Origin of the sequence: Streptomyces sp. NBC_01298, assembly GCF_035978755.1 — a bacterium.
In the GTDB taxonomy this organism is placed as follows: Bacteria; Actinomycetota; Actinomycetes; order Streptomycetales; family Streptomycetaceae; genus Streptomyces.
On the sequence record NZ_CP108414.1, the window covers coordinates 8,808,403 to 8,832,034 of the forward strand.

At 71.0% G+C, this 23,632-nt stretch carries 19 protein-coding genes and 3 pseudogenes; 15 read left to right on the plus strand and 7 right to left on the minus strand.

Going from position 1 to position 23,632, the window contains the following annotated elements; translation table 11 throughout:
• Window positions 1–71: 71 nt before the first annotated feature.
• The 5 genes from OG730_RS40195 to OG730_RS40215 all read left to right on the plus strand — a co-directional run bounded on the left by OG730_RS40195 (window position 72) and on the right by OG730_RS40215 (window position 4,950).
• Window positions 72–524: a hypothetical protein gene (locus tag OG730_RS40195; RefSeq protein ID WP_442815158.1), complete on the plus strand. Its 453-nt coding sequence runs from the start codon at window positions 72–74 to the stop codon at window positions 522–524.
• Between the two features lie 28 nt (window positions 525–552).
• Complete coding sequence (locus tag OG730_RS40200) at window positions 553–1,953, plus strand: SMI1/KNR4 family protein (protein WP_327308940.1); 1,401 nt, start codon at window positions 553–555, stop codon at window positions 1,951–1,953.
• Window positions 1,954–2,658: 705 nt separating this feature from the next.
• Window positions 2,659–3,471: a hypothetical protein gene (locus OG730_RS40205; protein ID WP_327308941.1), complete on the plus strand. Its 813-nt coding sequence runs from the start codon at window positions 2,659–2,661 to the stop codon at window positions 3,469–3,471.
• Between the two features lie 151 nt (window positions 3,472–3,622).
• Window positions 3,623–4,630 carry a hypothetical protein gene (locus tag OG730_RS40210; protein ID WP_327308942.1) on the plus strand — a complete coding sequence of 336 codons (1,008 nt, stop codon included), beginning with the start codon at window positions 3,623–3,625 and terminating at the stop codon, window positions 4,628–4,630.
• A 167-nt stretch (window positions 4,631–4,797) separates the two neighbouring features.
• Window positions 4,798–4,950, plus strand: coding sequence for a hypothetical protein (locus tag OG730_RS40215; protein WP_327308943.1), 153 nt, complete (start codon window positions 4,798–4,800; stop codon window positions 4,948–4,950).
• 82 nt (window positions 4,951–5,032) lie between these two features.
• Here OG730_RS40215 and OG730_RS40220 read toward each other — a convergent pair whose 3' ends face one another.
• Window positions 5,033–5,842, minus strand: coding sequence for a class I SAM-dependent methyltransferase (locus OG730_RS40220; protein WP_327308944.1), 810 nt, complete (start codon window positions 5,840–5,842; stop codon window positions 5,033–5,035).
• Between the two features lie 125 nt (window positions 5,843–5,967).
• Here OG730_RS40220 and OG730_RS40225 point away from each other — a divergent pair.
• A pseudogene (locus OG730_RS40225) lies at window positions 5,968–6,231 on the plus strand (transposase); the annotation flags it as partial.
• 36 nt (window positions 6,232–6,267) lie between these two features.
• Here OG730_RS40225 and OG730_RS40230 read toward each other — a convergent pair.
• Complete coding sequence (locus OG730_RS40230; RefSeq protein ID WP_327308945.1) at window positions 6,268–6,627, minus strand: MerR family transcriptional regulator; 360 nt, start codon at window positions 6,625–6,627, stop codon at window positions 6,268–6,270.
• 59 nt (window positions 6,628–6,686) lie between these two features.
• On the opposite strand from OG730_RS40230, the gene OG730_RS40235 reads away from it, so the two are divergent.
• Window positions 6,687–7,019 carry a putative quinol monooxygenase gene (locus tag OG730_RS40235; protein ID WP_327308946.1) on the plus strand — a complete coding sequence of 111 codons (333 nt, stop codon included), beginning with the start codon at window positions 6,687–6,689 and terminating at the stop codon, window positions 7,017–7,019.
• A gap of 175 nt (window positions 7,020–7,194) precedes the next feature.
• Here the strand turns inward: OG730_RS40235 and OG730_RS40240 are convergent, their stop codons facing one another.
• On the minus strand, window positions 7,195–8,097 hold the full coding sequence (locus OG730_RS40240; RefSeq protein WP_327308947.1) for a LysR family transcriptional regulator: 903 nt from the start codon (window positions 8,095–8,097) through the stop codon (window positions 7,195–7,197).
• 188 nt (window positions 8,098–8,285) lie between these two features.
• Here OG730_RS40240 and OG730_RS40245 point away from each other — a divergent pair, with 188 nt between their 5' ends.
• A complete protein-coding gene (locus OG730_RS40245; protein WP_327308948.1) occupies window positions 8,286–8,591 on the plus strand; it encodes a DUF1330 domain-containing protein in 306 nt (101 codons plus the stop codon).
• Here the strand turns inward: OG730_RS40245 and OG730_RS44405 are convergent.
• Complete coding sequence (locus OG730_RS44405; RefSeq protein WP_442815159.1) at window positions 8,572–8,913, minus strand: virginiamycin B lyase family protein; 342 nt, start codon at window positions 8,911–8,913, stop codon at window positions 8,572–8,574. The two genes, OG730_RS40245 and OG730_RS44405, sit on opposite strands and share 20 nt — an antisense overlap.
• 463 nt (window positions 8,914–9,376) lie before the next feature.
• Between OG730_RS44405 and OG730_RS40250 the strand changes: the two genes are divergently transcribed.
• Window positions 9,377–9,856, plus strand: coding sequence for a ricin-type beta-trefoil lectin domain protein (locus tag OG730_RS40250; protein WP_327308949.1), 480 nt, complete (start codon window positions 9,377–9,379; stop codon window positions 9,854–9,856).
• 153 nt (window positions 9,857–10,009) lie between these two features.
• Here OG730_RS40250 and OG730_RS40255 read toward each other — a convergent pair whose 3' ends face one another.
• Together OG730_RS40255 and OG730_RS40260 are read right to left on the minus strand one after the other, a co-directional pair.
• The gene (locus OG730_RS40255; protein ID WP_327308950.1) at window positions 10,010–10,546 is read right to left on the minus strand and encodes a hypothetical protein; all 537 of its coding nucleotides are present in this window, start codon (window positions 10,544–10,546) and stop codon (window positions 10,010–10,012) included.
• A gap of 45 nt (window positions 10,547–10,591) precedes the next feature.
• A pseudogene (locus OG730_RS40260) lies at window positions 10,592–12,057 on the minus strand (NF041680 family putative transposase).
• 331 nt (window positions 12,058–12,388) lie between these two features.
• Here OG730_RS40260 and OG730_RS40265 point away from each other — a divergent pair.
• Complete coding sequence (locus OG730_RS40265) at window positions 12,389–13,687, plus strand: YhgE/Pip domain-containing protein (protein ID WP_327308951.1); 1,299 nt, start codon at window positions 12,389–12,391, stop codon at window positions 13,685–13,687.
• Window positions 13,688–13,759: 72 nt separating this feature from the next.
• Here OG730_RS40265 and merB read toward each other — a convergent pair whose 3' ends face one another.
• Window positions 13,760–14,398: an organomercurial lyase gene (merB, locus tag OG730_RS40270; RefSeq protein WP_327308952.1), complete on the minus strand. Its 639-nt coding sequence runs from the start codon at window positions 14,396–14,398 to the stop codon at window positions 13,760–13,762.
• A 393-nt stretch (window positions 14,399–14,791) separates the two neighbouring features.
• Here merB and OG730_RS40275 point away from each other — a divergent pair.
• From OG730_RS40275 to OG730_RS40295, 5 genes and pseudogenes are all read left to right on the plus strand, one after another.
• A pseudogene (locus OG730_RS40275) lies at window positions 14,792–15,180 on the plus strand (AfsR family transcriptional regulator); the annotation flags it as partial.
• A gap of 272 nt (window positions 15,181–15,452) precedes the next feature.
• Complete coding sequence (locus tag OG730_RS40280) at window positions 15,453–16,340, plus strand: hypothetical protein (protein WP_327308953.1); 888 nt, start codon at window positions 15,453–15,455, stop codon at window positions 16,338–16,340.
• Window positions 16,341–16,548: 208 nt separating this feature from the next.
• Window positions 16,549–17,403: a DUF4132 domain-containing protein gene (locus OG730_RS40285; RefSeq protein ID WP_327308954.1), complete on the plus strand. Its 855-nt coding sequence runs from the start codon at window positions 16,549–16,551 to the stop codon at window positions 17,401–17,403.
• Entirely contained in the window at window positions 17,400–22,409 is a 5,010-nt protein-coding gene (locus tag OG730_RS40290; protein ID WP_327308955.1) for a hypothetical protein, read from the plus strand. Before OG730_RS40285 ends, OG730_RS40290 begins: the two co-directional genes overlap by 4 nt.
• Complete coding sequence (locus OG730_RS40295) at window positions 22,406–23,632, plus strand: ATP-binding protein (protein ID WP_327308956.1); 1,227 nt, start codon at window positions 22,406–22,408, stop codon at window positions 23,630–23,632. The genes OG730_RS40290 and OG730_RS40295 overlap by 4 nt, the downstream gene beginning before the upstream one ends.

Below are 23,632 nucleotides of genomic sequence, written 5' to 3' on the forward strand. Positions count from 1 at the left end.
TTCTGGCTGTCCCGCAGGAGTACCTGGCCGGTCCGATGTCGGTGGCTCCCCGCCCCTTTCCCGTTCGACGCGTGCAGGGTCGCTGGCGCTGGGAAGGGGACGGCGCCGACCTGGCCGACCTGGCCGTGCTCGCCCAGCCCTTTCCTGAGCACGGCCCGGACCCCGAAGCCCTCGGCGCACTTCTCGCCGCGCGTCCGGAAGAGGGGGACTTCGAGGAGATCGAGGACTTCGACGACGCCATCGAGGCGTGGGACGAACGCTGGGAACCTCTGATGTTCGCCCCCGAGCGCACCGCCGGCGCCATCGTGATCTCCCACCTCGGCTGCGCCCAGCGGGAGTGGCTGATCATCAGCGGTGCCCACCGTGGCACCATCTGGTCCGACTGCCGGGCAGACGACGTAGACCTCGTCCCGCTCCTCGACCAGGCCGGGAAGCCGGTCCCTTCACCCGCTGGTACACCGACTGGCTGGAGGCAGCTGAGCTCACCGCACACTAACCGGCTCCGTGGGGCCGGTGCCTTCTGATGTCAGCGGCCCGGCGTACGGTCTGCGCATGGTTGATCAGAGGCTCTCCACTGCATCGATAGGCGACTTCGCGACCTGGGAGCCGGTGCTGCGGCTCCTTCTGGCCGAACAGGCGCGGGGGCACGTTGCCAGGCCCGTTCGAGTGGCCGGGCGTATAGGGCGAGGGGGCTGGAGTCTGGCTCTGACGCGGCGGATGCCGCAGCCCGGCCGGGCCGCTCAGGTAGCGGACATGCGGGAGGAGCTCGACGCGGTGGAGCGGGTGCAGGGCGCGCTCGCGGCCGCTGGAGTCGACGACGTCTCGTTCACGGCGCAGGTACACCAGACCGGGAAGACCGTGCTCCGCCTGCTGGGTCCCAGCCCGGCCGTCGAACCCGGCATAGGTACCCCGCACCCGGGGGCGCTCATCCTGGTCGATGGCGCTCTCCCCGAGCCCTGGCGCCGTCTGCCTGAACCGGCTCTCGGGGCGGCGCCGGCCCCTTCGGCGGACCTGGCGTTGTTGGAGCGGACACTGCGGGAACGCTTGCCGCACGCCATCGGCGCGACGGAGGAAGAGATATCCGCCGCCGAATCACGCCTGGGCGTCCCGCTCCCCGACGAACTCAAGGCCCTCTACCGGGTGACGCGGGCACGGTGGGAGGATCGGGGTGACGACTACGAAGCAGCGATGAGCGAGTGCGAAGCGGTCGGATGCGAACTGTTCGATCTCGACAGCTTGTACGTCGCCGACGCGGCGTCGCGTGACTGTCGCTGGGAGTTCGCGGCGACGAAGGCGGTCGTCACGCGACCCGACGCCATGGTGCAGGGGCTCGTAGGCTCACCGGGCTGGATCGCCTTCGGCGACAACGGGGGCGGAGACCGGCTGGCCGTCGATCTGACACCCGGCCCCCGCGGACACACGGGCCAAGTCATCATGCTCTCCCACGAGGAAAGCATCGGCGCCGAACTCGTCGCCCACTCCCTCACCGACCTGGTGCTGGGCCGATTCGACTCGGAGCCCAGGCCCCGAGAGAACCGGCCACCCGTCGTCGCCAGGGTCAACATCGCAAGCCTGAACAGCATCCAGGCCGCCGCGCACCCTGACCTGGAGGCCCTGTCCATAGGCGTGTGGGACGGTGCGCCGCTCAGTCTCGCCCTCGTCGCCGGGCTGCCCCGCCTACGCACCCTCACCGCTTACCCCGGCACCCTGGCCGACCCGTTGGAGATCGCCGAGCTCACGGGGCTGGAGTTCCTGGAGCTCGGCCCAGAGGAGTGGAGGGTTCTCCTGGACGCTGGAGCCGTACCGCGCAGCCTGTCGGCCGCGGCCATCGAGGTGCACGCCGACCAGGACCCCCTGCCGATCGTGGCCATCGCGAACGAGATCCTGGCCCTTTGGGACCGGCCCCAGATCATCCAGACGGTCCTCGAAGGAGATCTCGGACCGCTGGCGTAGCCAGGAGGCCAAGCGACTGGCCGCAAGGCCGCACCTCGGCCGCCGCCCATCCGCCCATCCGCCCAAGGATTGTTGTCCGCCCCGAACCGGTCTTCCCGCTGTGCGCCGTGGTCGGCCGGAGGGGCCGACTGCGGCGCCAAGTCACATTGTGGGTGAGGCTGAGCGCTCTCGTTGGCCCTTCAACGGAAGATCCGAGGCCGCGACGCGGTCTGGTGTCTGTTGCCTTCCCTTGAAGTCACCAACGGAGAGGACAGCTCGCCGCAAGGCATGCGGCAGGATGCGGACGTGACCCTCTCATCGCGTTTCACCCTGCCGGGCCAGATCTGGGCCGTGGCCACGGCGGACCCCTCCGGGCCGCTGACGGTGACCGGCTACGGGGCGCATCCCCTGGCGACCGTCATCACGAGGGTCGACCTCTCGGGCAAGGTGGCGTGGCAGCGGACGTACCCGGGGACAGGCAGGCCGCGATCGCGTATGTCCACGGACGGGACCCTGTGGGTCGCTTACCCGGATCGTGCGGGCCGGCTTCTGCAAGGTGTACTGCCGGACGGATCCACCGGCCCCACCGCCCACCCGGAGTGCCGCCCTGACGAGGAGGTCGGGGCGTTTGTCCTCCTCGACGATGGGTTCGTCATCTCTTGGGTCAGTGCCTCCCGCCTGGTCCGTGGGGAACGAAGCCGGCCCACGTCTGTACCGGAGCCTCGCGTGGCCCGGTACACACGCGAGGGCGAGTGCCTCTGGTCTGCGCCGATCGTGCTCGGTGCGGTGTCGTTCCCGGGTGTGGTGGAGATGGGAGACCGGACCGGATGGGAGATCCGGCCGCGTAGACCTTGGGTCCCGGAGGAGATCGGCGTAGACCACTGGGAGCCACTGCTCGTCTCGGCCGACCGTCTCGCGGCCAGCTTCACCGACACACGGGGCGGCATCGGGCGGACGTTCTTCCTCGACTTGGACAGCGGCGAGACCCTGTCGGCCACCACTCCCGCTCCTGCAGGCCGAAAGGCGATAGCCGGCCCTGGCCAGTTCCTGATCGGGTCCCAGGGCTACGGCGCGTTCACGACCGGCCTCTTCGGCGGCGACGGCGCCGAGACCGCGCGCTGGGCGACCCACGGGGCCATGCTCGTCGACAAGAACGGCAGCGTCAGCGGCCCCGAGCTTGAGAACTGCCTGCCGTCGCAATCACGCTTCCGGCGGCTCGCACCGGACAACAGCCTCGTGGACGGGCCGGCACTGACCGGCTACTACACGTCCGACCCCGCGATGGACCGCGAAGGAACCGTCGTGTTCTGGCGCGACGGCAAGCTGCTCGCCGTGGACAGCGACCTCACCGGACACGAGCTGTTCGCCATGGACGACAGCCGAGCAGTCATCGGGCGTGCGCTACTGCTGAGCGAAGGCAGCGTCGCCGTCTCCCTGGACGACGAAGTCCTGGTCTTCCGAACACCACTGGGCCCCCTGGCCGAGGGCCCCTGGCCGTGCGGGGAAGCGAACCTCCGGGGCAATCCTCTGCTGAGCTGAAACCGCCGGCTGTGCGACGGCGGAATCTGGCCAACTGTGCACGAGCGAAAAGAAGATGCCGGCTTCGGGACCGCGCCCTGAACCGCCTGCCCTGCTCGGTGCACACCGCCCCGGATCCTGAGCGTCCCGACCTGGGCGTTAGCCTCGGCGGATGATTCCTGAGCCGCCGCCGAAGGTCATCACGCGTCTCCGCGACGGGCGGATCCACGCCTACGTCGTGGGCGCCGGCGGCTACGGCACGCTGGAGCCCGCAGCGGTTTTCCCGCTGGGGGCCGGCGACGAGGTCGTGGCGTCGGTGGTCACGCAGGATCTGGAGCGGGTCGTGTACACGACGCTGAACCGCGTCGTCTGCGTCACGCGTGCCGGCGAGCTCATGTGGGCCTCGGACTTCGAGCCGCACTCCGACGTGCGCCATGGCCACCGGCCCGGCTGTGGGCTGTCTCTGGACGGCCGGACGGTGTGGGTCTACCGCCCGGACGCGATGGCGGGACGCGGGGGCGGGGACCAGTGGGTCGTGCACGATGCCGGTACCGGTGCGGTTCTCGCCCGCCAAGAGCTGGAGACGGTCGGGCACGGCGCCGGCCACCACGTGCATCCGGTGGACGGCAGCGTCTACCTCGACATCGGTGAGGGCCAGGACGGCTCCGTCATTCTCCGGGGCACGGTGGGGGCGGACGGTGAGCCGGAGTTCGTGACGTACCCGTGGCCGGACCGCTGCCTGATCGACCTGGCCCCGTCCGGGCAGCAGTTCATGACCGTAGACCACGGGCAGGCGGACGTCGCCTTCCACGACCACCCCAGCGGGGACGTGGTCTTCGCCCTCCGCGTCGAGGCCTTCGGGTATGACCCGGAGGAGGCCTTCGTGGAATGGAGCGGCGGCTACCTGACCGAGGACACGGCCATCGTCACCCTGGGAGGTGAGAGCGAGGACGAGGAAGAGTGGTACCGCTACCACCTGGTCGACGTACGCACGGGCAAGCCCAGCGGCGAATTCACCGTCCAGGCGAGCAACCCGTACGAGCTGGTGCCCCTGGGCGACGGTTCCTGGCTCACCGGCGGCCCCGGCGACGACCCCGTCCGTTGGTCCAGCGCTCCTGAGCCGTCCGCACCGCCGCACCCGGCCGCACCGACCTCCCCCTGCGAAGGGCAGCAACCGTGACGGCAGAGCACCGGGGACCGCTGACCCCGCAGGCGTCTGAAGGCTTGAGCCGACGAGCTCGGGATTTCGTTGAGGTGCACGGCCTGCGTGTTCCCCACCGGGACCTCACGCCCTTGCGGGAAACATGGCTTGAACACGGGATTCCCGCTGCGGAGATCGACCGGTCCGTGGCCTTCCAGGGCCTCGCCGACACCTGGTGGCGCGGCAAGGACTCGCTCATCGCCGTCTACCGAGGGGAAGCCGCAGGCTTCGACGCCCCCCACTGCCTCAGGGCCCGCATCTACGGCGGGCTCGACGCATGGGCCCTGGGCGGCACCTGACTCCGCGGGCCAACCTCTTCGGTCCCGCCAGCTCAGCGCGCTACTTGGCGGCATAGGCCAACTACGCCGCCAAGCTGGTTCTTTAAGGTCTGGCCTCATGTGTCCCGTTCCACGCGGTCAGCTGGAAGAGCCGCGCGGTGTGCATGTAGGGCGGACGTGCACTGGCGGCGAGCTCCAGCTGCTCAAGGTCGGCGTAGAACGCCGGATCGTACTTTCGCGCGTCGTCGGTGATGTAGTCACAGAAGCTGCGGATGCCGTAATGCCGTACGTCGAGACAGCCGAGGCTTTGCAGGAGCGGGATGATCTCCTCGGCCGTATGGAGCGTCAACGTTGAATCGAACATCTGGGTCCGGAGGCGATCGGTGCCGAGCGCGGCCAGCGCGGCGGCCGGGTCCATCTCGCGAACGGCGACGTTCAGGGCCGCCGAGTGCCGGTTGATCGCCATCACCGAGAACAGCCCGCCGCGCTTCAGCGGCGCGAGAACCGTGGCGAGCGTGCCCGGGACGTCGTCCACGTACTGAAGGAGGTTGTGGCACAGGACCACGTCGAATTCCCCGTCGGCGAGGTCGGCGGGCAGAGCGGTCACGTCGGCCCGCACGCAGGTGATCAGCTCCGTCAGGCCGGCCGCCGAGGCCCGCTCGGTCGCCGCTGCGAGCATGGCGGGCGCATAGTCGACGATGGTGACGTGGTGTCCGCGGCTGGCGAGGCGCATGGCGTCGCCGCCGTCGCCGCCGGCCACGTCCAGTATGCGCAACGGCCCGCCACCGAGGCCGTCGAGATGACGGGCCAGGTTCGCCTCGGCGATTGCGTACCGCAGGCGGCCCCAGGGGGCGTCCTGCCATTCCTGCCAGGTGGTCATCGCGGTGTTGAACTTCTCGGGTACTTCAGGCATCTGGTGACGATAGCTCGAACAATGTCCCGAACGGGTTCACTCGCAGGGGAGTTCGGCAGGCGGGGGCGGCGGTCTTGGCGCGATCCTGCGTGCTGTCCAGGGCGCGTTGCACCTTGTCGAGATGACGGCTTGTCCTGGCCGTGGATGTGAGTAACTGGCTGCGGCCCGACGCCGAGTGCTGCGCGGACAGGTTGTTCTGCCATACCTTCGGACGCGGCCGGGACCGGCACCTGACGATCCCCGGGTGGCCGTACTCGTTCGGCGCCGTCCTCGAAGCGGGACGCACGTCGTGGTGCCAGTTGCTGGACGCGGTCCGGCTCGGGCCCGAGGACAACGTCGCCGAGGTCACCGCCGCCCAGGTCCGACGCGTGGTCGAGGACCTCCCCGAACGGAAGCTCCGGTGTCGATGAGGCGGTCGGCCCGTCCTACACGAGTGACGGTTCGTGGGCCTGGGTTGCGGAGATGACCCCGGCCAGGGAGCTGCGGGTCTCCGATAGCGCGGCGATCCGGTCGTCCAGACCCTGCAGGTGTTCTTGGAGGGTCTCCAGCTTGCATGCGGCGACGGTGCCGTCTTGGCGAATGCACGGCTGCAGGTCGCGGATGACCCGGGTCGGCAGGCCGGCATCCAGCAGCGCGCGAATACGCCGGACCACGGCGGGGGCGCTTTCGTCATAGCGGCGGTGGCCGCTGTCGAGGCGGTCGGAGCCCAACAGGCCCTGCTCCTCGTAGTAGCGCAGCAGTCGGACGGAGGTGCCCGTGGCGGTGGCGAGTTCGCCGATCTTCATGTGGTGCTCCTCACAACTCCTTGAACCTCACATGGATGTGAGATCTTAGCGTGAGGGCCATGACGAACACAGATCGCCCCATAGCCCTCTACGGTTTCCTCCGCCCCCGGCCGGAGCATGCGGACGAGGTCCGGAACATCCTCTCCTCCTTCGTGGAACCCACCCGGCAAGAGCCCGGCAACCTGCAGTACCACCTCCACGAGCAGGAGGACGGCCGCTTCTTCCTGTACGAGGTGTGGCACTCCCAGGAAGACCTGGACCGCCACAACGAGACGCCCCCACTGCGTGCCTTCCTGGAAAACCTGTCGACCTTCCTGGAGGCAGCCCCAGAGGGCTACTTCGACACCATGCTGAGCCCGTATCCCGAGCCTGAACCGGCTGCTCGCACCTGAGGGGGATTCCCACGACAGCCCCTGTGCCTCATGAGCGTGGCCATTCCTGCCTCGGGGACCATCGGAACAGAGGTTGGCGTCAGGGCCGCCGTCGTCATCACCGCGAAGTCCACCGGGCGCAAGGCCTTCGGTCGTCTCGCCACCGCAGCCGTCCTCTCACTTGACCTCTTGCGCGTCAGTCCGGCAGCCAGTGCAGCTCGTGCGCCAGGGTTTTGGCGACGGCACGGAGGCGGCGGTGCAGCGGCGACTGCTCGCGCGGGAGGACCAGGTGGATCGTCATGCCGGGCGCGCCCCGCAGCGGTCGCCAGGTGAGGCCGGCCGGTTGTACCGTGATCGCGGTTTCTCCGGCCGGGGCGAGGGTGACCCCGTCGCGCAGGTCGCGCTGAGACAGGTCTAAAGAGACTGCGGGCGTGTGGAATCGGGGCTGTGGCCGGATGTCGCGGAACACCGAGGCCAGCTGATCGTGGATCACGGGGTTGGCCGCACGGTCCGGGAGTCGCAGCGGGTACGCGGCCGCGTCGGCGATCTCGATCTCCGGGTGTTCGGCCAGCGGATGGTGCTGCGCCAGTTGGACCCCGACGCGCATACGCCGCAGCAGGTACCGGCGCACGCCACGGCCCGGCTGTTCGCCGCGGGTGATCCCGGCGTCGATGCGGCCGTCGGCGACCGCGGGGGAGATGTCCGGTGTCGCCATCGGGACCGCGCCGACCTCGAGTCCGCTGTTGCCGCGAATCAGCCTGTCCACCAGCGCCGGTGCCGTCTCGGCCCCGGCGCTGAGGCTGTATCCGATGCGCAGCGTGCCCAGTTCACCGGCCGCCGCGCGCCGGGCGGTGTCCCATGCCCGGTCCAGCGCCGCCAGCGCAGGCGGCGCGGACTCCGCCAAAGCCGCACCGGCCGTGGTCAATACGACGCTACGCGTGCTGCGGACCAGCAGGGCCGTACCGAGTTCCGCTTCCAATCGGCGCATCCGGGCGCTGAGTGCGGGCTGTGCGATACCGATCCGGGCGGCCGCGCAGGTGAAGTTCAACTCCTTCGCCAGCACCAGGAAGTACCGCAGGCTCACCGTATCCGGCGCCACGTGACCTCCCTGCCGATTGATAACGATCCGTTCTGAGCCTATCCCGAACCGGTCTTTCCCTGGACCGCACATCAAGCCCTAACCTGCGCATATGGCGATTCCATGGACCGCAGTACGCGGCGCCGGGATCGATCGATACGAGTGTCAATTCGAAGTCGGACGTGTCCGGCCCAACACAGGAGGTTTCCATGGCCAAGGGCTACTGGGTCAGTGTCTACCCCGCCATCTCCGACCCTGAGGGGCTGACTGCCTACGACAAGCTGGCCGGTCCGGCTGTCCAGGCCGGGGGCGGGCGCGTCATCTCCCGGATCCCGTCCCATGGCGGTCGAGTCGTCGCCCACGAGGCCGGAATCACGGAACGCGTCGTTCTGATCGAGTTCGACAGCTTTGAACAGGCCGTCGCGGCATACGAGAGCGAGGCCTACCAGAAGGCACTGGTGGCTCTCCCCGACGGCGTCGAGCGCGACTTCCGCATCATCGAAGGCATGGACTGACAGGCGGCGGCCAAGTCGTCGCTGAGCATCCGTCACCTGCACGCGCACACGGTGCCGAACGACGACTCCCGAAACGAGGGTTGGCGCTGAAGTGGGTGAACCACAGATTGCGGTCCGCACCGGCGGCGATCTTCACCGGAGTGGAATTCCCGGCCGGCACGTCATCCTCCGTGGCCACCCCGGCAGGGGTGACCCTCCGGATCTGGCCGCCCAGTGGCTGGGTGAACCAGACGTTACCGCCCGGGCCCGCGGCGATGCCCTGAGCCCGGCCGGGCGGCACGCTGTGCATGGTCACCACTGCGGATGCCGGGATCGCGCCCACCCCGTGCCTGCAGCAGAGCGCTCAGCGGGCCGCCCTGCACAGGGTTCGCGCGAGCCCAGCCCGGCCCATGAACCCGCCATCCCCTCGACGTCCGCTGACACCCCTCAGTGCGACGACGGGAGCGTTCCGAAGCCGGTGTACTTCGACGGCTCCTCCGTCACGGGACACGATGCCGCGCACTGGAGCGTCTACGACGGTGGCACCTGGCCGCGCCCCGCACAACTGAGCCCGGACCCGCCCAGCCCATCGCGTCCCCCGTCTCTCCTGCCGCACCGCGGCCGCAGTCTCGGGTATCTGTCGGGTCATCACATATGGCAGCTCATTGGGATGAACGTGCTGCGCAGAAACCGTTGGCCAACTCTTGAGTGCTGCTACCAATTAGCTTGCGTTCAGAACGGAGTTGGCAATCCATCTCGAGTTCGGGCGTGAATCCCACTTCTCAATCAAGAACGGTTACGCCCCCATGGCAATCGCCCTCCGCAAGACGCTCGCCCTCACGACGCTGGCTCTGACGGCTTCCTTCCTGCCGGCCGCCGGGGCGCAGGCCGCGGCACCCGCCGCCCCGGCCCTGCGTGCTCCCGCGCTCTACTGCCTCGCGAATGCCTGGAACACCCCGAACATCTCCACGAAGCCGTGTGACCCGAAGGACCAGGGCCAGCACTGGACCCTCGCGGGCCACCAGATCTATCTGACCAACGCACCGGCCTACTGCCTCGCCAACACCTGGAACGCCTCGGATGTCTCGGTGAAGCCGTGTGACCCGAAGGACCAGGGGCAGTACTGGAATGTCTCGGGCCAGCAGATCGCCCTGAACTTCGCGCCGGCCTATTGCTTCGCCAATGCGTGGGGCACCCCGAACGTCTCGACCAAGCCGTGCGACGTGAAGGACCAGGGGCAGCGCTGGGTGATCTTCAAGGACCAGATCAGCCTTGCCGCCGCCTGACCCCCACCGCGCCAACGGCCCTCCCCGGCCAGTTCGCGCAAGCCGACTGGATCGACGGTCCTGGCTGTCAGGGGCCTCCGGAAGCCCTGACAGCTCGCGATCCGCTCCGCCTGGGGTGGGCCAGCGACGTCTTCCGGGCCTTCAGCTTGTCGTTTAACCCGCATGCCACGGCCTGACCTGCTGTCCGTTGGGGACGAATGCGGCCACGTAGTCCTCGAATCCTTCATGCAGGCCCCATTCCTCGCGGGCCATGGCGGCTTCGTGTCTGGCTCGGGAGTCCTGGCGCCCCTTGGCGTAGACGTGGACGGTGTAGATCGTCGCCGGGTCGAGCTGCAAGGCTGGGGCATACCCCTGCCCACCGGTAAGCCAGCCCGCAGCTGGTGCGGCAGGGCCGGTGGTGGGGCCGGACATGCTCATCCGCCCGCCGGAAATCGGCAGGTAGGGCCACTTGCCGAGTAGCTGCCATTGTTCCGACTGTTCGACAGGCTCGGCCTCGGTGAGCATGAGCGTCACCCAGGCGTCGTGGGCTTTGACGCGGCTGACGATAGTGAGTTGGCCGGGGGTGACGATCACGGGCTCGTCCGTGCGGAAGTCAGGAGTCTGGTCGAGACCCTCCAACGCGGTCTCGATGTCCTCGCTGATGTAAAAGTGCGAGTACTCGATGCTGATAACGCCGGTGACTATGTCCATCTCTGGACCGTACGTCGTCATCGCATTGGAACGAGCTGAGCTTGCCTAAGCCGTGATGCGTCTGGGTTTGGTCCCCTGCTTGTGGTGGCTGGGGCGTGAGTACGGTTCGCCGGTTTTGAGGACACGTCCGACGTCGTGAACGACGGCCCGGGTACGGTTCGTTGATCCGAGTGGGCGCCCGGGGCCGGGCCTGGCGGGTTTTGGTGCACCGGCTGGTGGAGGGCACTTCGCACGGAGGTTCCTGAACCCGCGCCGGACCCGAGCGGGAGTGAGCCTGTTCGGTGCGGCGGGTCTCTCCCAGGGCCGCCGCAGGTCGGCAGTGAGAGGTCGGGCGAGCCGAAGTTGGGCGTGGACGGCGAAGATCAGCCAGATCCAGCGATCCGCTGCCTCGGGGAGACGGAGTTTCGGACGGGTCCAGCCGAGCGTCTGCTTGAGAAGGCGGAAGGTGTGCTCCAAGTCGAAGCGGCGAAGGAAAGCGTGTCAGAGCCGGTCGGCATCCACCGGGCTCGCGCCAGTGCCGGACCACCACAGCCAGACCGGCTTGGGCTCGCCGCCCGTGGGTGGCCGATCGACCTTGAGGCGGATCACGGTGCCCTCAATGATCGGCAGATCGGCTCCGTGGCTGAGCCGGGCCGCGCGGCGGGTCAGTCTCGGGTGGAGCCGGTCGAACGCGGTGGCCACCGCTGTGCCGTACCGCTCGGTGACCGTGGCTGTCCGGACGTCCGGCTCGCCCCAGGTGTCAGGCTGTCCGAAGACGAACTCGCCGCCATGCCTGGGCGGCCGGCCGGCCTTGGAGTCGTAGACCCTCGGCGGGGTCGGACGACGCATGACCCTGTCCGACCTCAGCCTGCCCAGCAGTTCCAAGGCAGATCCTCCAGCAGGAACGACAGCCGTTGGACGTCGTAACCCGCGTCCAGTACGAGGAGGATGTCGAGGTCACGCGGCTTCCACTGCCCAGCTGTCACCAGACGCTCGACGACGTCGCGGACCTGGTTGGCGGTGACGGCCGCGACATCTGCACCCGGTTCCAGGCGGACCGCGTCTGGCAGCGCGGTCCAGGATGTGCGTCCTACCTCCAGCGCCGCGACGATCGAGTACGGCCAGCCCGGGATCATCCGGTGCTCGCTCTTCCCGCGGCCGTAGGTATGGCAGAACGAGCGGTCTGGTGAAGTATTCGCGTCCGGCCGCAGCCACGGGCTGACATCCGCGGCCAGGACCAGCCGCCCATCCGTGGCCCTCGGCAGTGGCAGGCCAACCAGTGTCCTGCGAAGGCGGTCGATGTCGATCCGGCCCCGATTGAGCCCGGCATAGAGGGCGCCGCGGCCACGGCGGTGTTCGGGTGCGAGCGCGAGATCGACCAGAGTCCGCACCGGCCCATCGGCGCACGGGACCGCATCCGTGAGCTCGAACAGTTCGTCGCCGCGAGTGGTCAGACATAGGGAGAAGTCGGCCCGGAAGCCTGACAGTTCTGCGAACGCATCCCGCTTGGGCACCTGGAGGAGTGGACTCATGTCCACGGCCTTCGTGCTGGTCACATGCCTGATTCGATACGGCAAACGATCGCAGCTCACCCTTCTGGCTGACACTCGTCCCGGCGCAGCTCACCGTCCGGATCCGACGATGGAGACACGCTCCCCGGAGCTGATCCTCCCGAGCCTGATGCTTTCCCACGCCCCGGCGGCAGGCGGCAGGTGGCCGCCGGACGGTGGGCGGCGGACGGCGGGCCCTTGGCCGGTCCTCGCGATGGCGGCCCATCGGAGCGCCGAACCATGGGACATGGCGGGGCGAATCGTATGGTTGCGCGGTCGGGGGGACGACCGAACCGCCGGCCCTGGGAGTGGCATGACCGAGCCCGATTCCGACCGCGTGCGCGTTTCCGCGGGGCGGGTGCTGCGCAACCCGCATATCTGGAAGTTCCCCACGATCCTGGTCTCCCTGGTGATCGTGGGCCTCTCGCTCCTCTACATGGGAGGCATCGCCAACCCCAACGGGCACCTGCGCGACGTGCCCATCGGCCTGGTCAACGCCGACCGCGGCGTGGACGTGGCGGGCAAGCACCAGAACCTGGGCGCCTCGATCACCGAAGGCATCGCGGACCCGCGCGCCGCCGTACCGCAGGCGTCGTGGCGGCTGCTGGACGCGGACACCGCGCGCGAGCAGATGGAGTCCGGCAAGCTCTACGGAACCCTCGTGGTCCCCGACGGCTTCACCGCCGCCGTTCTCGGCCTCCGTACCGCCTCCGGGAGCGATCCGGCCCGGCCGACCCTGGTGGTCCTGACCAATCCCGGCGTGGGCAGCCTGGCCTCCAGCTTCGCCTCGACCATCGCCCAGGGAGCCGCCCACGGTGCCTCCGCCCAGGTGGGCAAGGACCTCACGGCGGCTGCCGCGGCCGAGCCGAGAGGGTCAGCGACCGCGGCCGAGCAGTTGCTGCTGTCGGACCCGCTGCACGTCGAGGTCAGGCCGGGCCATCCGCTCGGCGCGCACAGCGGGCTGGGCCTGACGGCCTTCTACTACTCGCTGCTGCTGGTCATGGCGGGTTTCCTGGGCGGCAACATCATCAGCAACGGTGTGGACGTGGCCCTCGGCTACGCGGACGGCGAGATCGGCCCCTGGCACAGCCGCCGGCCGACCGTGCCCATCGACCGCCGGCGCACCCTGCTGGTGAAGTCCGCGATGTCCGTGGCGCTGGCCGCCGTGACCTCCACCCTGATCATGCTCACCTGCGTCACCGTGATCGGCATGGACGCCTCGCACCTGTGGCTGCTGTGGGTGTTCTCCTTCGCCACCAGCGCCACGGTGGGCCTCGGGGTCCAGGCGATCAACGCCACCTTCGGGAGCATCGGGCAACTCGTCAGCATGTTCGTCTTCATCGTCATGGCCCTGCCCTCCTCCGGTGCCACCGTCCCCCTGGAGGCCCTGCCGGCCTTCTACCGCTGGCTCGCGGTGTTCGAGCCGATGCGACAGCTCAGCGGCGGCGTCCGCTCGATCCTCTACTTCGACGCCCGAGCCGACGCCGGACTCACCCGTGCCTGGCTGATGATCGCCCTCGGCATCGCGGTCGCCGTCCTCCTGGGCTGGGCCGCCACCACCTACTACGACCGCAAGGGCCTGCGCCGAATGGTCCCCACCTCGACCCCCTGACGAGGCAGGCTCTGACAGCTCGCCGTCAGAGGGCCACTGGGCACGGGCCGACCGCGCCAACGCGGAAGCGGGCTAGAACAAGTTGGCGAGGTCGTTGGAGATGCTCCAGGCCTGGTGGGCGGGGCCGGCGGCGATTTCGGGGTCGGCCTTGGCGGCGGCTTCGGCGCCGGCCTGATCGGCGTAGAGGTTGACCCGGTCGCAGAACCGCACGCGCACGGAGCCCCCGGTCCCGGGAGCCAGAGTGAACCAGGCGTTCGGGTGGGAGGAGTTCTCGATCCCGGTGGGTGTGACGGTGAGGGTGATCCGCTCCCCGGTGGCGGGGCACGTAGTCGTGACCGGGGAGCGGTTCTTGAAGATGATCGGGAACATGAGGGCGTCGGCCATGCACCACTGGTGGAAGAGGGTGCCGTCGATCTCCGCGGTGTGCCGGGAGTTGTTGATGAGGGACATGCCGGCGCCGACGATGTTGCCGCGTCCGTCCATCTCCAGGTCGTACTTCCGATCGCGGAAGTACTGGACCATGCCGATGCCGCGGGCGCGTTCGGCGTCGGGGAGCATCTTGTCGGCGGTCTCGATGGGCAGTGGCCCGTGGTTCTTCAGATGGAGGACGATCTTCGCGCCCTCCCGGATCAGCTCCTGCCCCTGAGGGGCGGACCACTTCGCGAAGAGGGCCTCGATGAGGCCGGGCATCGTCGCATTTTCTACGGTCACAATCGTCTCCATCCGGGTGCGGGCCGTACGAGCAGACCGAGGGCCGGCCGGTCGGTTGGCCCCGGCGTCGCAGGGCCGGACGGCACAGCCGTCGTCGTGGGGTCAGCGCATCACGAAGCCGGCCGGGTGTGCCGTCAGCCGGGCCGAGGCCCGCCGAGGTTCACGCGGGCAGCAGACCCCATGCCCAGGTCCAGGTGGAAGCGGGGACCGGCGAACCCCGGCACAGGATGCAACCCGCGGCAGAGCGCCTGGGGCAACGGTCTCCCACGGACCACATGGTGCCCGCGGTCACCGGCCGGACAACCGGAGGTCCCGCGCGTGCCGGGCCCGCGGCTCTCGCCGACCCGGGCGTAGAGGTCGCGCCAAGGTCCTCGGATCTGGACCGACAGCCACCCGCCGACTCTGGTCGTCGGGCCCGCGGGGGTCGGGAAGACGGCCCTCGTGCTGCACTGGCCCACCACGGCCGTGCCGCCTTTCCCGACGGGCTGCTCTACGCCGATCTGCGCGGGTTCGGCGACACGGGCGAGCCCGCCCTCGTCGAGGTGCCGCGCGAGTTCCTGCCGGCGCTCGGTGTGCCCCACGGCCGGATTCCGGAGTCGGCGCACGGCGCGGCCGCGCTGTTCCGGTCGCTCGCTGCCGACCGCCGGCTCCTCGTGGTGCTCGACAACGCCCGGGGCTCCGAGCAGGTCAGGCCGCTCCTTCCCGGAGGTCGCCACTGCGTCACCGTCGTCACCAGCAGGAACCGGCTGCCGGGACTCGCCCGGTGCCGCGCCACCTGTCCGTCCGGTGCTGTGGATGCTGCTTAGGGGCCACAAGATCGCCGGTGTGGTGCCGGGTGGGCAGGTTTTGGTCAGGGGAGGGATCGTCGTGGGCCGGTCGAAGCGAGAGCTCGGGGCACGGCCGCGGTGGGCGCTGGATCCGTTGGCCGGGGTGGGCCCGCTGCGGTTCGGGATGCGTCCCTCCGAGGTCAAAGCGGCCCTGGGCGGGGCGATCACACATGTGAGCCAGGGGTCGGGGGGGCTCAACGTGCTGGGAGAAGTACGGCGATGAGGGTGTGACCGCGATATACGGGCCGGGCGAGCGGCTCGTAGCGGTGGCTGTCGACGGTCTGGACGGGCCGCGGGTGAAGGTCGGGGACGTCGAACTGATTGCCCGCGTGCCGTCCGAGGCCCGTGCGGACATCCACGAACTGGCACGCCGGCAGGGCGCGGAGGTCCGGGTGAACTGGAGCGGCGACCCGCAGATCGCGGTCTGGGGCGTCTCCATGGGCGCCGAGCAGGAGTGGGTCCCGCACCCGAAGGGGTATGCGGCGCGGACGGACACAGCGCTCAGCAGCGCGTTGCTGGTCGCGCCGGAACTGGCCCAGGACCCGTACGGAGCCGCCCCGGTCATTGCTTGGCAGGACGTCCGGGAGAAGACGGCCAATCCCGGGGCGTGGCCGGTGCGGCCCGTGGTGGACCGGCCACGTTGGGAGTGGACACCGCTGCGGGGCGTGGGGCCGCTCCGGTTCGGGATGAGCCCGCCGCAGGTGGCTGCCGCGCTGGGCGGCGAGGCACCTGCCGCCCGCCGAGGCCACTTCCCCTACCCCTTCTACCGCCGGTCCGGGCAATGGATGCTGGACGAGGACGAGTTCCCCGGGACCGGGGTGACAGCGCACTACTGGAACCGGGACGGCGGGCCCACCCTCGCGGCTGTGACCGTGGACGGGTGTGCCGGTCCGCAGGTCGCTTTCGACGGCCTCGATCTCATCGGCGGGAGCGTTGTCGCCATCGGGGATGCCCTGGTGCGGCGCGCCGAGAACGAAGAGATGGAGCTGCTGGTCGGATGCGGCGGCGACATGGGGCCGGACGGGCTCAACATGTACGTGCGGGCTGCCAGAGCAGGTGATGCCTTCGTCAGTGAAGCGCGGTTCTGCACGGCCGATTGGGATGATCACGGCTGAGGGGGCAATTCGGGCACTCCTTTGGGAACTTTGGAACCTTGGAACCCCCTGGAGGTCCGGCCCGTGCCGGGGTGGTGTGAAGCGGCTGGAAGCATTGTCCGAGGCTGCCCCTAGAGTCACACCAACATGATCGCGGCGGCGCTGCGACAGGGGGTGTGCCATGCCGTGCCATGCCCCGGACCAGGCCGTCTGACCGAGGAGACAGCACATGGGGTGGGTTCCGGCCGGCGACTACGAAGTCGCCCTCGACGACGGGAAAGTGGTCTGCCGCAACGCGGCGGGTCGCCGGCTGAAGACGGTCCCGGGGAAACTCGCGGACGACCCGGCCGTGGTCGGACTGCGCCAGCTGGTGGAGTGGCTGGATCGGCACGAACGCCAGTGCGTCGCCGACGTGGAGCGCTGGATGGTGCGCTCGCTGCCCGTCCCCGTCGCGGTCATCGCCCGGGTGTGGCAGGACACGGCCTGGCGTTCCGCGCTGTACGACCTCGTCGTCACGGGTGAGGACGGCGAAGTCGCCGGATTCCTGCGCGACGCCGACCCCGTACGGGGCCTCGGTCTGGTCGACCTGGACGGCGACACGGTGCGCATCAGCCCCGAGCTGGTCCGCATCCCGCACCCGGTTCTGCTCGCGGACTTGGAAGAACTGCGCGAGTTCGCGGTCGAACTCACCGTGGACCAGCGGGTGCAGCAGCTCTTCCGCGAGGTCTGGCACCGCCCGGCGGACCTGGACCCGGAGACCGCCTCGGTTGACGACTACGCGGGCGGCGCCTTCAAGGAACTGCGGTTCCTGCACGGGCGTACCACCCAGCTCGGCTACCGGGCCCGCGGCGGCCAGGCGGTCTGCCCGGTCGTGGAGGACGGCGCGACGGTCGAGGCGCGCATCTGGATCGGCGACTACGACAGCTACGAGCGGACCGAGACGGGCTCGCTGACCTGGACCGACGCCGCCGGCCGGGCCCTGACCGCCGGTCAGGTCGGCCCGGTCGCCTGGTCGGAAGGCATGCGCATGGCGGCGGCCCTGTACGCGGGACGCGACATCGAGGACGAGGAGCAGGCGGCATGAACACCGACGACATCACCCGGGCCGCGGCCCTGCTGGACGCCGGGGCGATCCTGCGCGCCGGCACCGTCTCAGGCGAGGACGCCGACACCCTCACCGCCCGCACCTACATCCACCCGGCCCTGGACGACCGGCGCGTGGTGCGCCTGGTGGCGGGCACCCTGGGCGAGGCGGAGGACCTGGCACTGGACTTCCTCGGACTCGCCCGCGAGCCCGACGCCCCGGAAGTGGGACAGGTGCGCCGCGAGACGCTGGGCTTCCCCGCCTGGGCCCTGGTCAACGATCCGGCCAACGGCCACCACGCGCTGGCCCTGGTCAAGGACATGGAACGGCTGGCCCGCCAGGCCAAGTCCCGGGCCGGCGCCGCCAAGGACGGCTTCGAGGCACTCGCCACCCGGCTCGGCCGCGCCGTACCGCACTTCCTGCCGACCTTCTACGAACAGGCCGCGCGCGTCTTCCTCCAGCACGACAACAGCACCTACGCCGCGACGCTCTTCGGCAAGGCACGCGCCGCCGAGCGCGTCCACGGCCTGCCGGTCGACGAGGAGCGGCAGCGGGCGGTCTTCCTGGAGTTCGCCTTCGCCGGGGCCCTGACCGTCAAGGCGCTCAAGGACCACGCGCAGGACCTGTCGCGCCGCCTCGACCCGGCCGAGGCCTGGGCGCAGTTCCGGCAACTCGCCGTCGAACGCTGCGCCGCGGGCATGGCCCCGTACGCGGCCCTGCCGCAGGATGCCCGCGCGCTCATCAAGGCCGCGGGCCTGGACCGGGGGCCCGCCGGTAACGCCGAGAGCGCCTTCGTCGGCGATCTGATCGCCTCACCGAGCATCGTCCGGGCCCCCGCGTCCTTCTGGACCGCTTACCGCCCGACCCTGGTGGCGCTCGCGGCCGTACGACCGGAGATCCGCGCCCGCCTGCTGGAGATCATGCCGACCCGGCTCGGCAACGACCGGAAGGCCGACGAGGCCTGGCTCTCGCTGCTCGCGGAGACGGGCGCGGACACCCTGCTCACCGACACGGAGAGCACGGACGGGGGCGACCCCACCAACGGCGTCGACCCCGCGGACTGGCTCAGCCGCTGGGCCCTGCACCGCAAGCACGGCTCGTCCAGTTCGGAGCGCTGCGCGCGCACCCTCGCCCTCGTCGAGCGCATGGCCCCCAGGCTGCGCGCCGACGGCCGCCCCGCCGACCTCTTCCAGGGACGCTGGCACGCGGGCGCCGACCTGGACCTGCTCGACGCCTGCGTCGCCTGGGACATCCCCGTCACCGAACCGGCGGCGGGCGCCAGCGTCCACCTCCCGCTGGAGCGCTGGATGGGCGATGAGACCCCCGGCCGCCGCGACCTGACGGCCGTCGCCGGCCGCCCCCGCCTGCGCGGACTGCTGTACGAAGCACTGAACGGCATGAACGGCCATCGCTCGAAGGACTCCGTACTCACCGAGATCGCCGCCCACCCGGTGCTCGGCGCCGTCCTCCACGACTGGCTGCGCGATCGCGCCGCTGAACTCACCGGGGCGGCGGGACTGCCCGGTTCCCGCTCGGCGCTCCGGCGCCTGTCGTCCTTCCGCGCGGTCGCCGGCCAGGTCAACCCGGAAGCCGTCGCCCGGATCGCCGCCCACGACCTGGCGCCGGTCCTCGGCGCCACCCTGCGCGCCGGTGTCCTGGACGAACTGGGCTGGCCCGCCCTGGAGGAGACCTACCGGCGGCTCGACACCGACCGGACCGACCAGCACCACTGGATGGTGGTCACCGAGGCCTGGCCCGCCCTGGTCCTCGCCAACCGCCACACGGCCGTCGTGGTAGGCCCCGAAGGGGTGCTGCTCGAACACGAGCTGCGGCTGCCCGCCGACCTGGACCGCTGGCGGCGCCCCCGCTTCCGGTACACCGACGGCGAACTGCTGGTCATCTGGACGGAGGACGGCAAGCAGCGCGCGTACTGGTCGAACCGCCCCGGCGAACCCTTCACCCTCGGCGGCGAGCAGCTGCCGCAGTGGTGGAACGGGCAGGACGTCGGCTCCCCGTCGCTGCCACTGCCCGGCGGTGGCCGCGCCACCGGCGGCCGTACCCTGCACGCCGGTGACACCACCCTGCCGTCCACCCGCCCCGTGCTGGGCGACGGCACCGGACACTGGCGCCAGGGCAAGCAGGGCCGCGACCACTGCTGGGTCGAGTACGACCCGGCGGGCGGCACCCACGGCCGTGCTTCGCTGCCCGCCTTCCTGCAGTCGGGAATCCGCGACGGCGCCCGCCTCGTGACCGAGGAATGCGAGGTCCTGCCGCTGCTCCCGGGACTGGAGACCACGCCGTTCGGCACCGACGGCACCGTCCTGGGCCGCTGGGTGCGCACCGAGGGACAGGACCCCGACCGCCGCGTCACCTCCGGGACCCCCGACGGGCGGACCGTCACCCTGGCCGTCGCGCCGGGCCGCCGGGACCGTTCCGTACCGCTGGGCGCCCTGCGGCTGCCGGGCGGAGCGGCGCCCCTCGCCGCCGTCGTCGGCGGCAACGTCGAGCTCTATCCGGCGGGCGCCACCACCACCGACGCGCTGGGATCGGTACCCCTGGGGGAGCAGGGCGGCGAGTACGCCGCCGGCACCCGGTACGTCCCGCCGCCCGCGTTCTGGCACGCCCTGCGCCCGCGCGACGAGCGGGGCTCGGCCGCCCTGCGCGCGGTCACCGACGCGCAGATCACGACCCTCCTCGACACCGTCGCCACGGCACTGGCCGGACGGAAGGCCGCTGTCGCCGCCGACAAGTCGTACGACGGCCCCACCGCCGACGAGCTCATCGAGGCAGCCGTCGCCACGGCGCTCCCCGCGCTGACCGACGCCCGGCTGCTCACCGGCGTGAGCGTGCTCGTGCGGACGGCCGCCCACCACCGCGCCGCCATCGCCGCGTACGGAGCACCCCCGCGGCACGAACCGCACGGCGGGAAGCGGCACGGCGAGGGGATGTACGCCGACCACCGGCCCGCGCACGGGGACGACACGACCCTGACGGCCGCCGTGGACGGGATCGCCACGCCGGGCAGACACGGCTACTGGGGGCGCGAAGCGAGGTGGAGCGGCCTCCAGCAGATCCTCTCCGTCAACCAGGTCCTGTCCGGCAAGCCCGCCGACGGCAAGCCGCTGCCCGACCCCACCGCGCTGCCGGCCCTCGGCGACGGCTGGACGAGCGAGACCCACACCGTCCCCGGCATCGAACTGGGCTGGCTGCCGTTCCTGGACGCCCTGGCCCCCCTCGCCTACCGCGCCGCCGCCCCCACCACCACCGGTGAACACCGGGAGGCGCTGCTGCTCCTCCTGGAAGCGGTCGCCACCGGCCCGCTCGCCAACCCCGCGGGCGCCCTGCGACAGGTCCTGCTGTGCGAGGAGGACAGCGAGGACCAGGTCGGCAAGAAGCAGCGGCTCGGCCAGGTGCTGCGCCGCGGCGACCGCACGGTCGTGATCCTCGGCCGGGGGCACACCCAGCGCAACGACCGCGTCCACTGGCTCGCCCTGGACCACGACCCGGAAGGGGCGTTCGGCCAGATCGCCGGCTTCACCCACCACGAGGACCAGCGGTACACCCCCGCCCTCCCGCACGAGCGCCTGCTCCCGCTGATCCGCCTCGTCCGCGAGCGCGGCGCCGCGCCGTGGCGGCCCGAGGCGCCCGTCACCTTCGACGCCGCCACCGGCATCGGGCCCGCACAGGCGGCACTCCTCGTCGCGGCGGGAACCGGTGAACTCGACGCGGCAGGGCTGGCCCTGGTGGGCCTCAAGGCCCGGCAGGCCGAACGGGCAGACGCCAGGCTGAGCGCGCTCGGCCGCACCAACCGGCTGGCGCTGCTGGACGCGCTGCTCCCCGCCGACCCCGCCGACCTGTGGGAGACCGGCCCCGACACCGCGGCGGCCGCCAAGACCTGGGCGGAGCGTCTGGGATCACAGGTCCGGCTGCCGGAGGAGCTGGGAGACTTCCTGGCCGGTATCTCCATCGCGTCGGCCGAAGCCGTCCTCAACCCCGGCACCACCGCGTGGCTCAGCCGCACCACCCCGATGCGGCTCGACAAGGACGGCCACCTCGTGGCGGAGGATCCGGCCGCCGTCCCCGGCCGCGGCCACCTCACGAGCGCGGTGGCCGCGCTCAGCGGGCTCGCCTACGGACTGCCGTACGGCCATCCGCTGCGCGCCCACCTGCCGGCCGGACTCGCCGCGCTGCGCCGGCGCCTGGCCGACCCCGGCCTCATCCTCGACCTTGACGTGGAGTGGACGGAGAAGGGCACCGCCACCGCGGCCCCGCTGCGCACCGCGTACGGCCTGCCCGCGACGGGAGGCGCGGGAGACGACGGCCTCACCCGGCTCGGGGACGCCCTCGTGCTGCGCCCCTGGTACGGCGACACCGAGATGACGTTGGTGCGTACGGCCGGGATCACCGGCGCCGACGACCCCGTCCTCGGGCTGCTCGAAGGGCTGGTCGGCCCGGGCCGCGGCCACTCCCTGGCCGCCGTGCGGACCCTGCTCGGCGACGACCTGGAACAGGCCGTCCTGGCCGGGTCGGCTCCCGGCGGCTTCACCGGCTACGCCCAGGACCCCGCCCGCTCGGTCCCGGAGCTGGTCGCCGAGGTGGCCGCGGCCCACGGGCTGGGCGACGACGCGGCCGTGCTCTACCTGCAACTGCTCGCACTGCCAGATCCGACCGACCGCGACCGCGCCCGGTGGACCGGCTGGACGCCGGGCCGGTCGAAGAAGGCCAGGACCGAACTGGCCGCCACCGGACTGGTCCTGGAGGCCAAGCGGTCCCGCGCGGGCCGGACGCTGTTCCTGCCCTGCGGCTGGCACGACTTCAAGGCCCCCGCCCTGCCGGTGGAGACCTGGAAGGAATCCCTCTACCCGCTCCGCGACCACACCCGGGCCGTGCCGCACCTGCCGGTGCCCACCCTGTTCGCCCGCGCCTGGGACCGTGTCAAGGACGGCGACGCCCCCGCCTTCGAAGAACTCACCACCCGTGCCACCCGGAAGGGCCGCCGCCGATGACCACCGACACCACCGACACCATCAACACCACCGGCACCATCAACACCACCGTTTCCGTACTCCCGTCCGCAGCCCCGTCCGCCCGTCAGGTCAGCCCGCCCGAGGACAGCCACGCCACCGAACTGGCCTTCCTCGCCGCCTACGACAACGGCCCCCGCCCACCCGCCTGGCTGCTGAGCCCGCGCGCCGTCGTCACCTTCGTGATGGGCAGCGCGGGCGAGGCCCTGCGGCTGCCCGAGGGCGCCGTGGCGCCTGACGGCGTCCCGCGCAAGCTGGTCGTCGAGCAGAAGTTCGTCGGCGATCGCGCCTTGGTGGAACGCTGCGTCGTCACCCTCGCGGGAGAACGCGGGCTGCTGCTCGTCGGCGAGCCCGGCACCGCCAAGTCGATGCTCTCCGAGCTGTTGTCGGCCGCCGTGTGCGGCACCAGCGGCCTGGTGGTGCAGGGCACCGCGGGCACCACCGAGGACCAGCTCAAGTACGGCTGGAACTACGCGCTGCTCCTGGCCCAGGGCCCCACCCGGCAGGCCCTGGTGCCCTCTCCGGTCCTCACCGCCATGAACCGAGGCGCCGTGGCCCGCGTCGAGGAGATCACCCGCTGCCTGCCCGAGGTCCAGGACGCCCTGGTCTCCATCCTGTCCGAACGGCGCATCGCCGTCCCGGAACTGGCCGGCAGCGTCGACGCCCTCGCCCATGCCGCCCCCGGCTTCACCCTCATCGCGACCGCCAACCTCCGCGACAGGGGCGTCTCCGAGATGTCCGCGGCCCTCAAGCGCCGCTTCAACTTCGAGACCGTCGGCCCCATCGGCGACCTGGACGCCGAGACCGCCCTGGTACGCCGCCAGGCCCACGCGGCCGTCACCCGGGCCGGTGCCCCGTTCCAGGTGGACGACGCGATCCTCGAAGCCCTCGTGACGGCCTTCCGCGACCTGCGGGACGGGCGGTCGGCCGAAGGCTGGGATGTCGAGCGCCCCTCCACTGTGATGAGCACCGCGGAGGCGGTGTCCGTGGCCGGTTCGCTGGCCCTGGCCGCCGCGTACTTCCCCGGCGACCGGGACGTGCTGTCCCTGCTCCCCGGGCACCTGCTGGGCGTGGTCCGCAAGGACGACCCGGCCGACGCCGCCCGGCTGCTGGGCTACTGGGACGGTGCGGTGCGCCGCCGCGCCGAGCAGGGTTCGGCGACCTGGCGCACCCTGTGGGACCTGCGCCCGGTCCTGGAGAGCTGA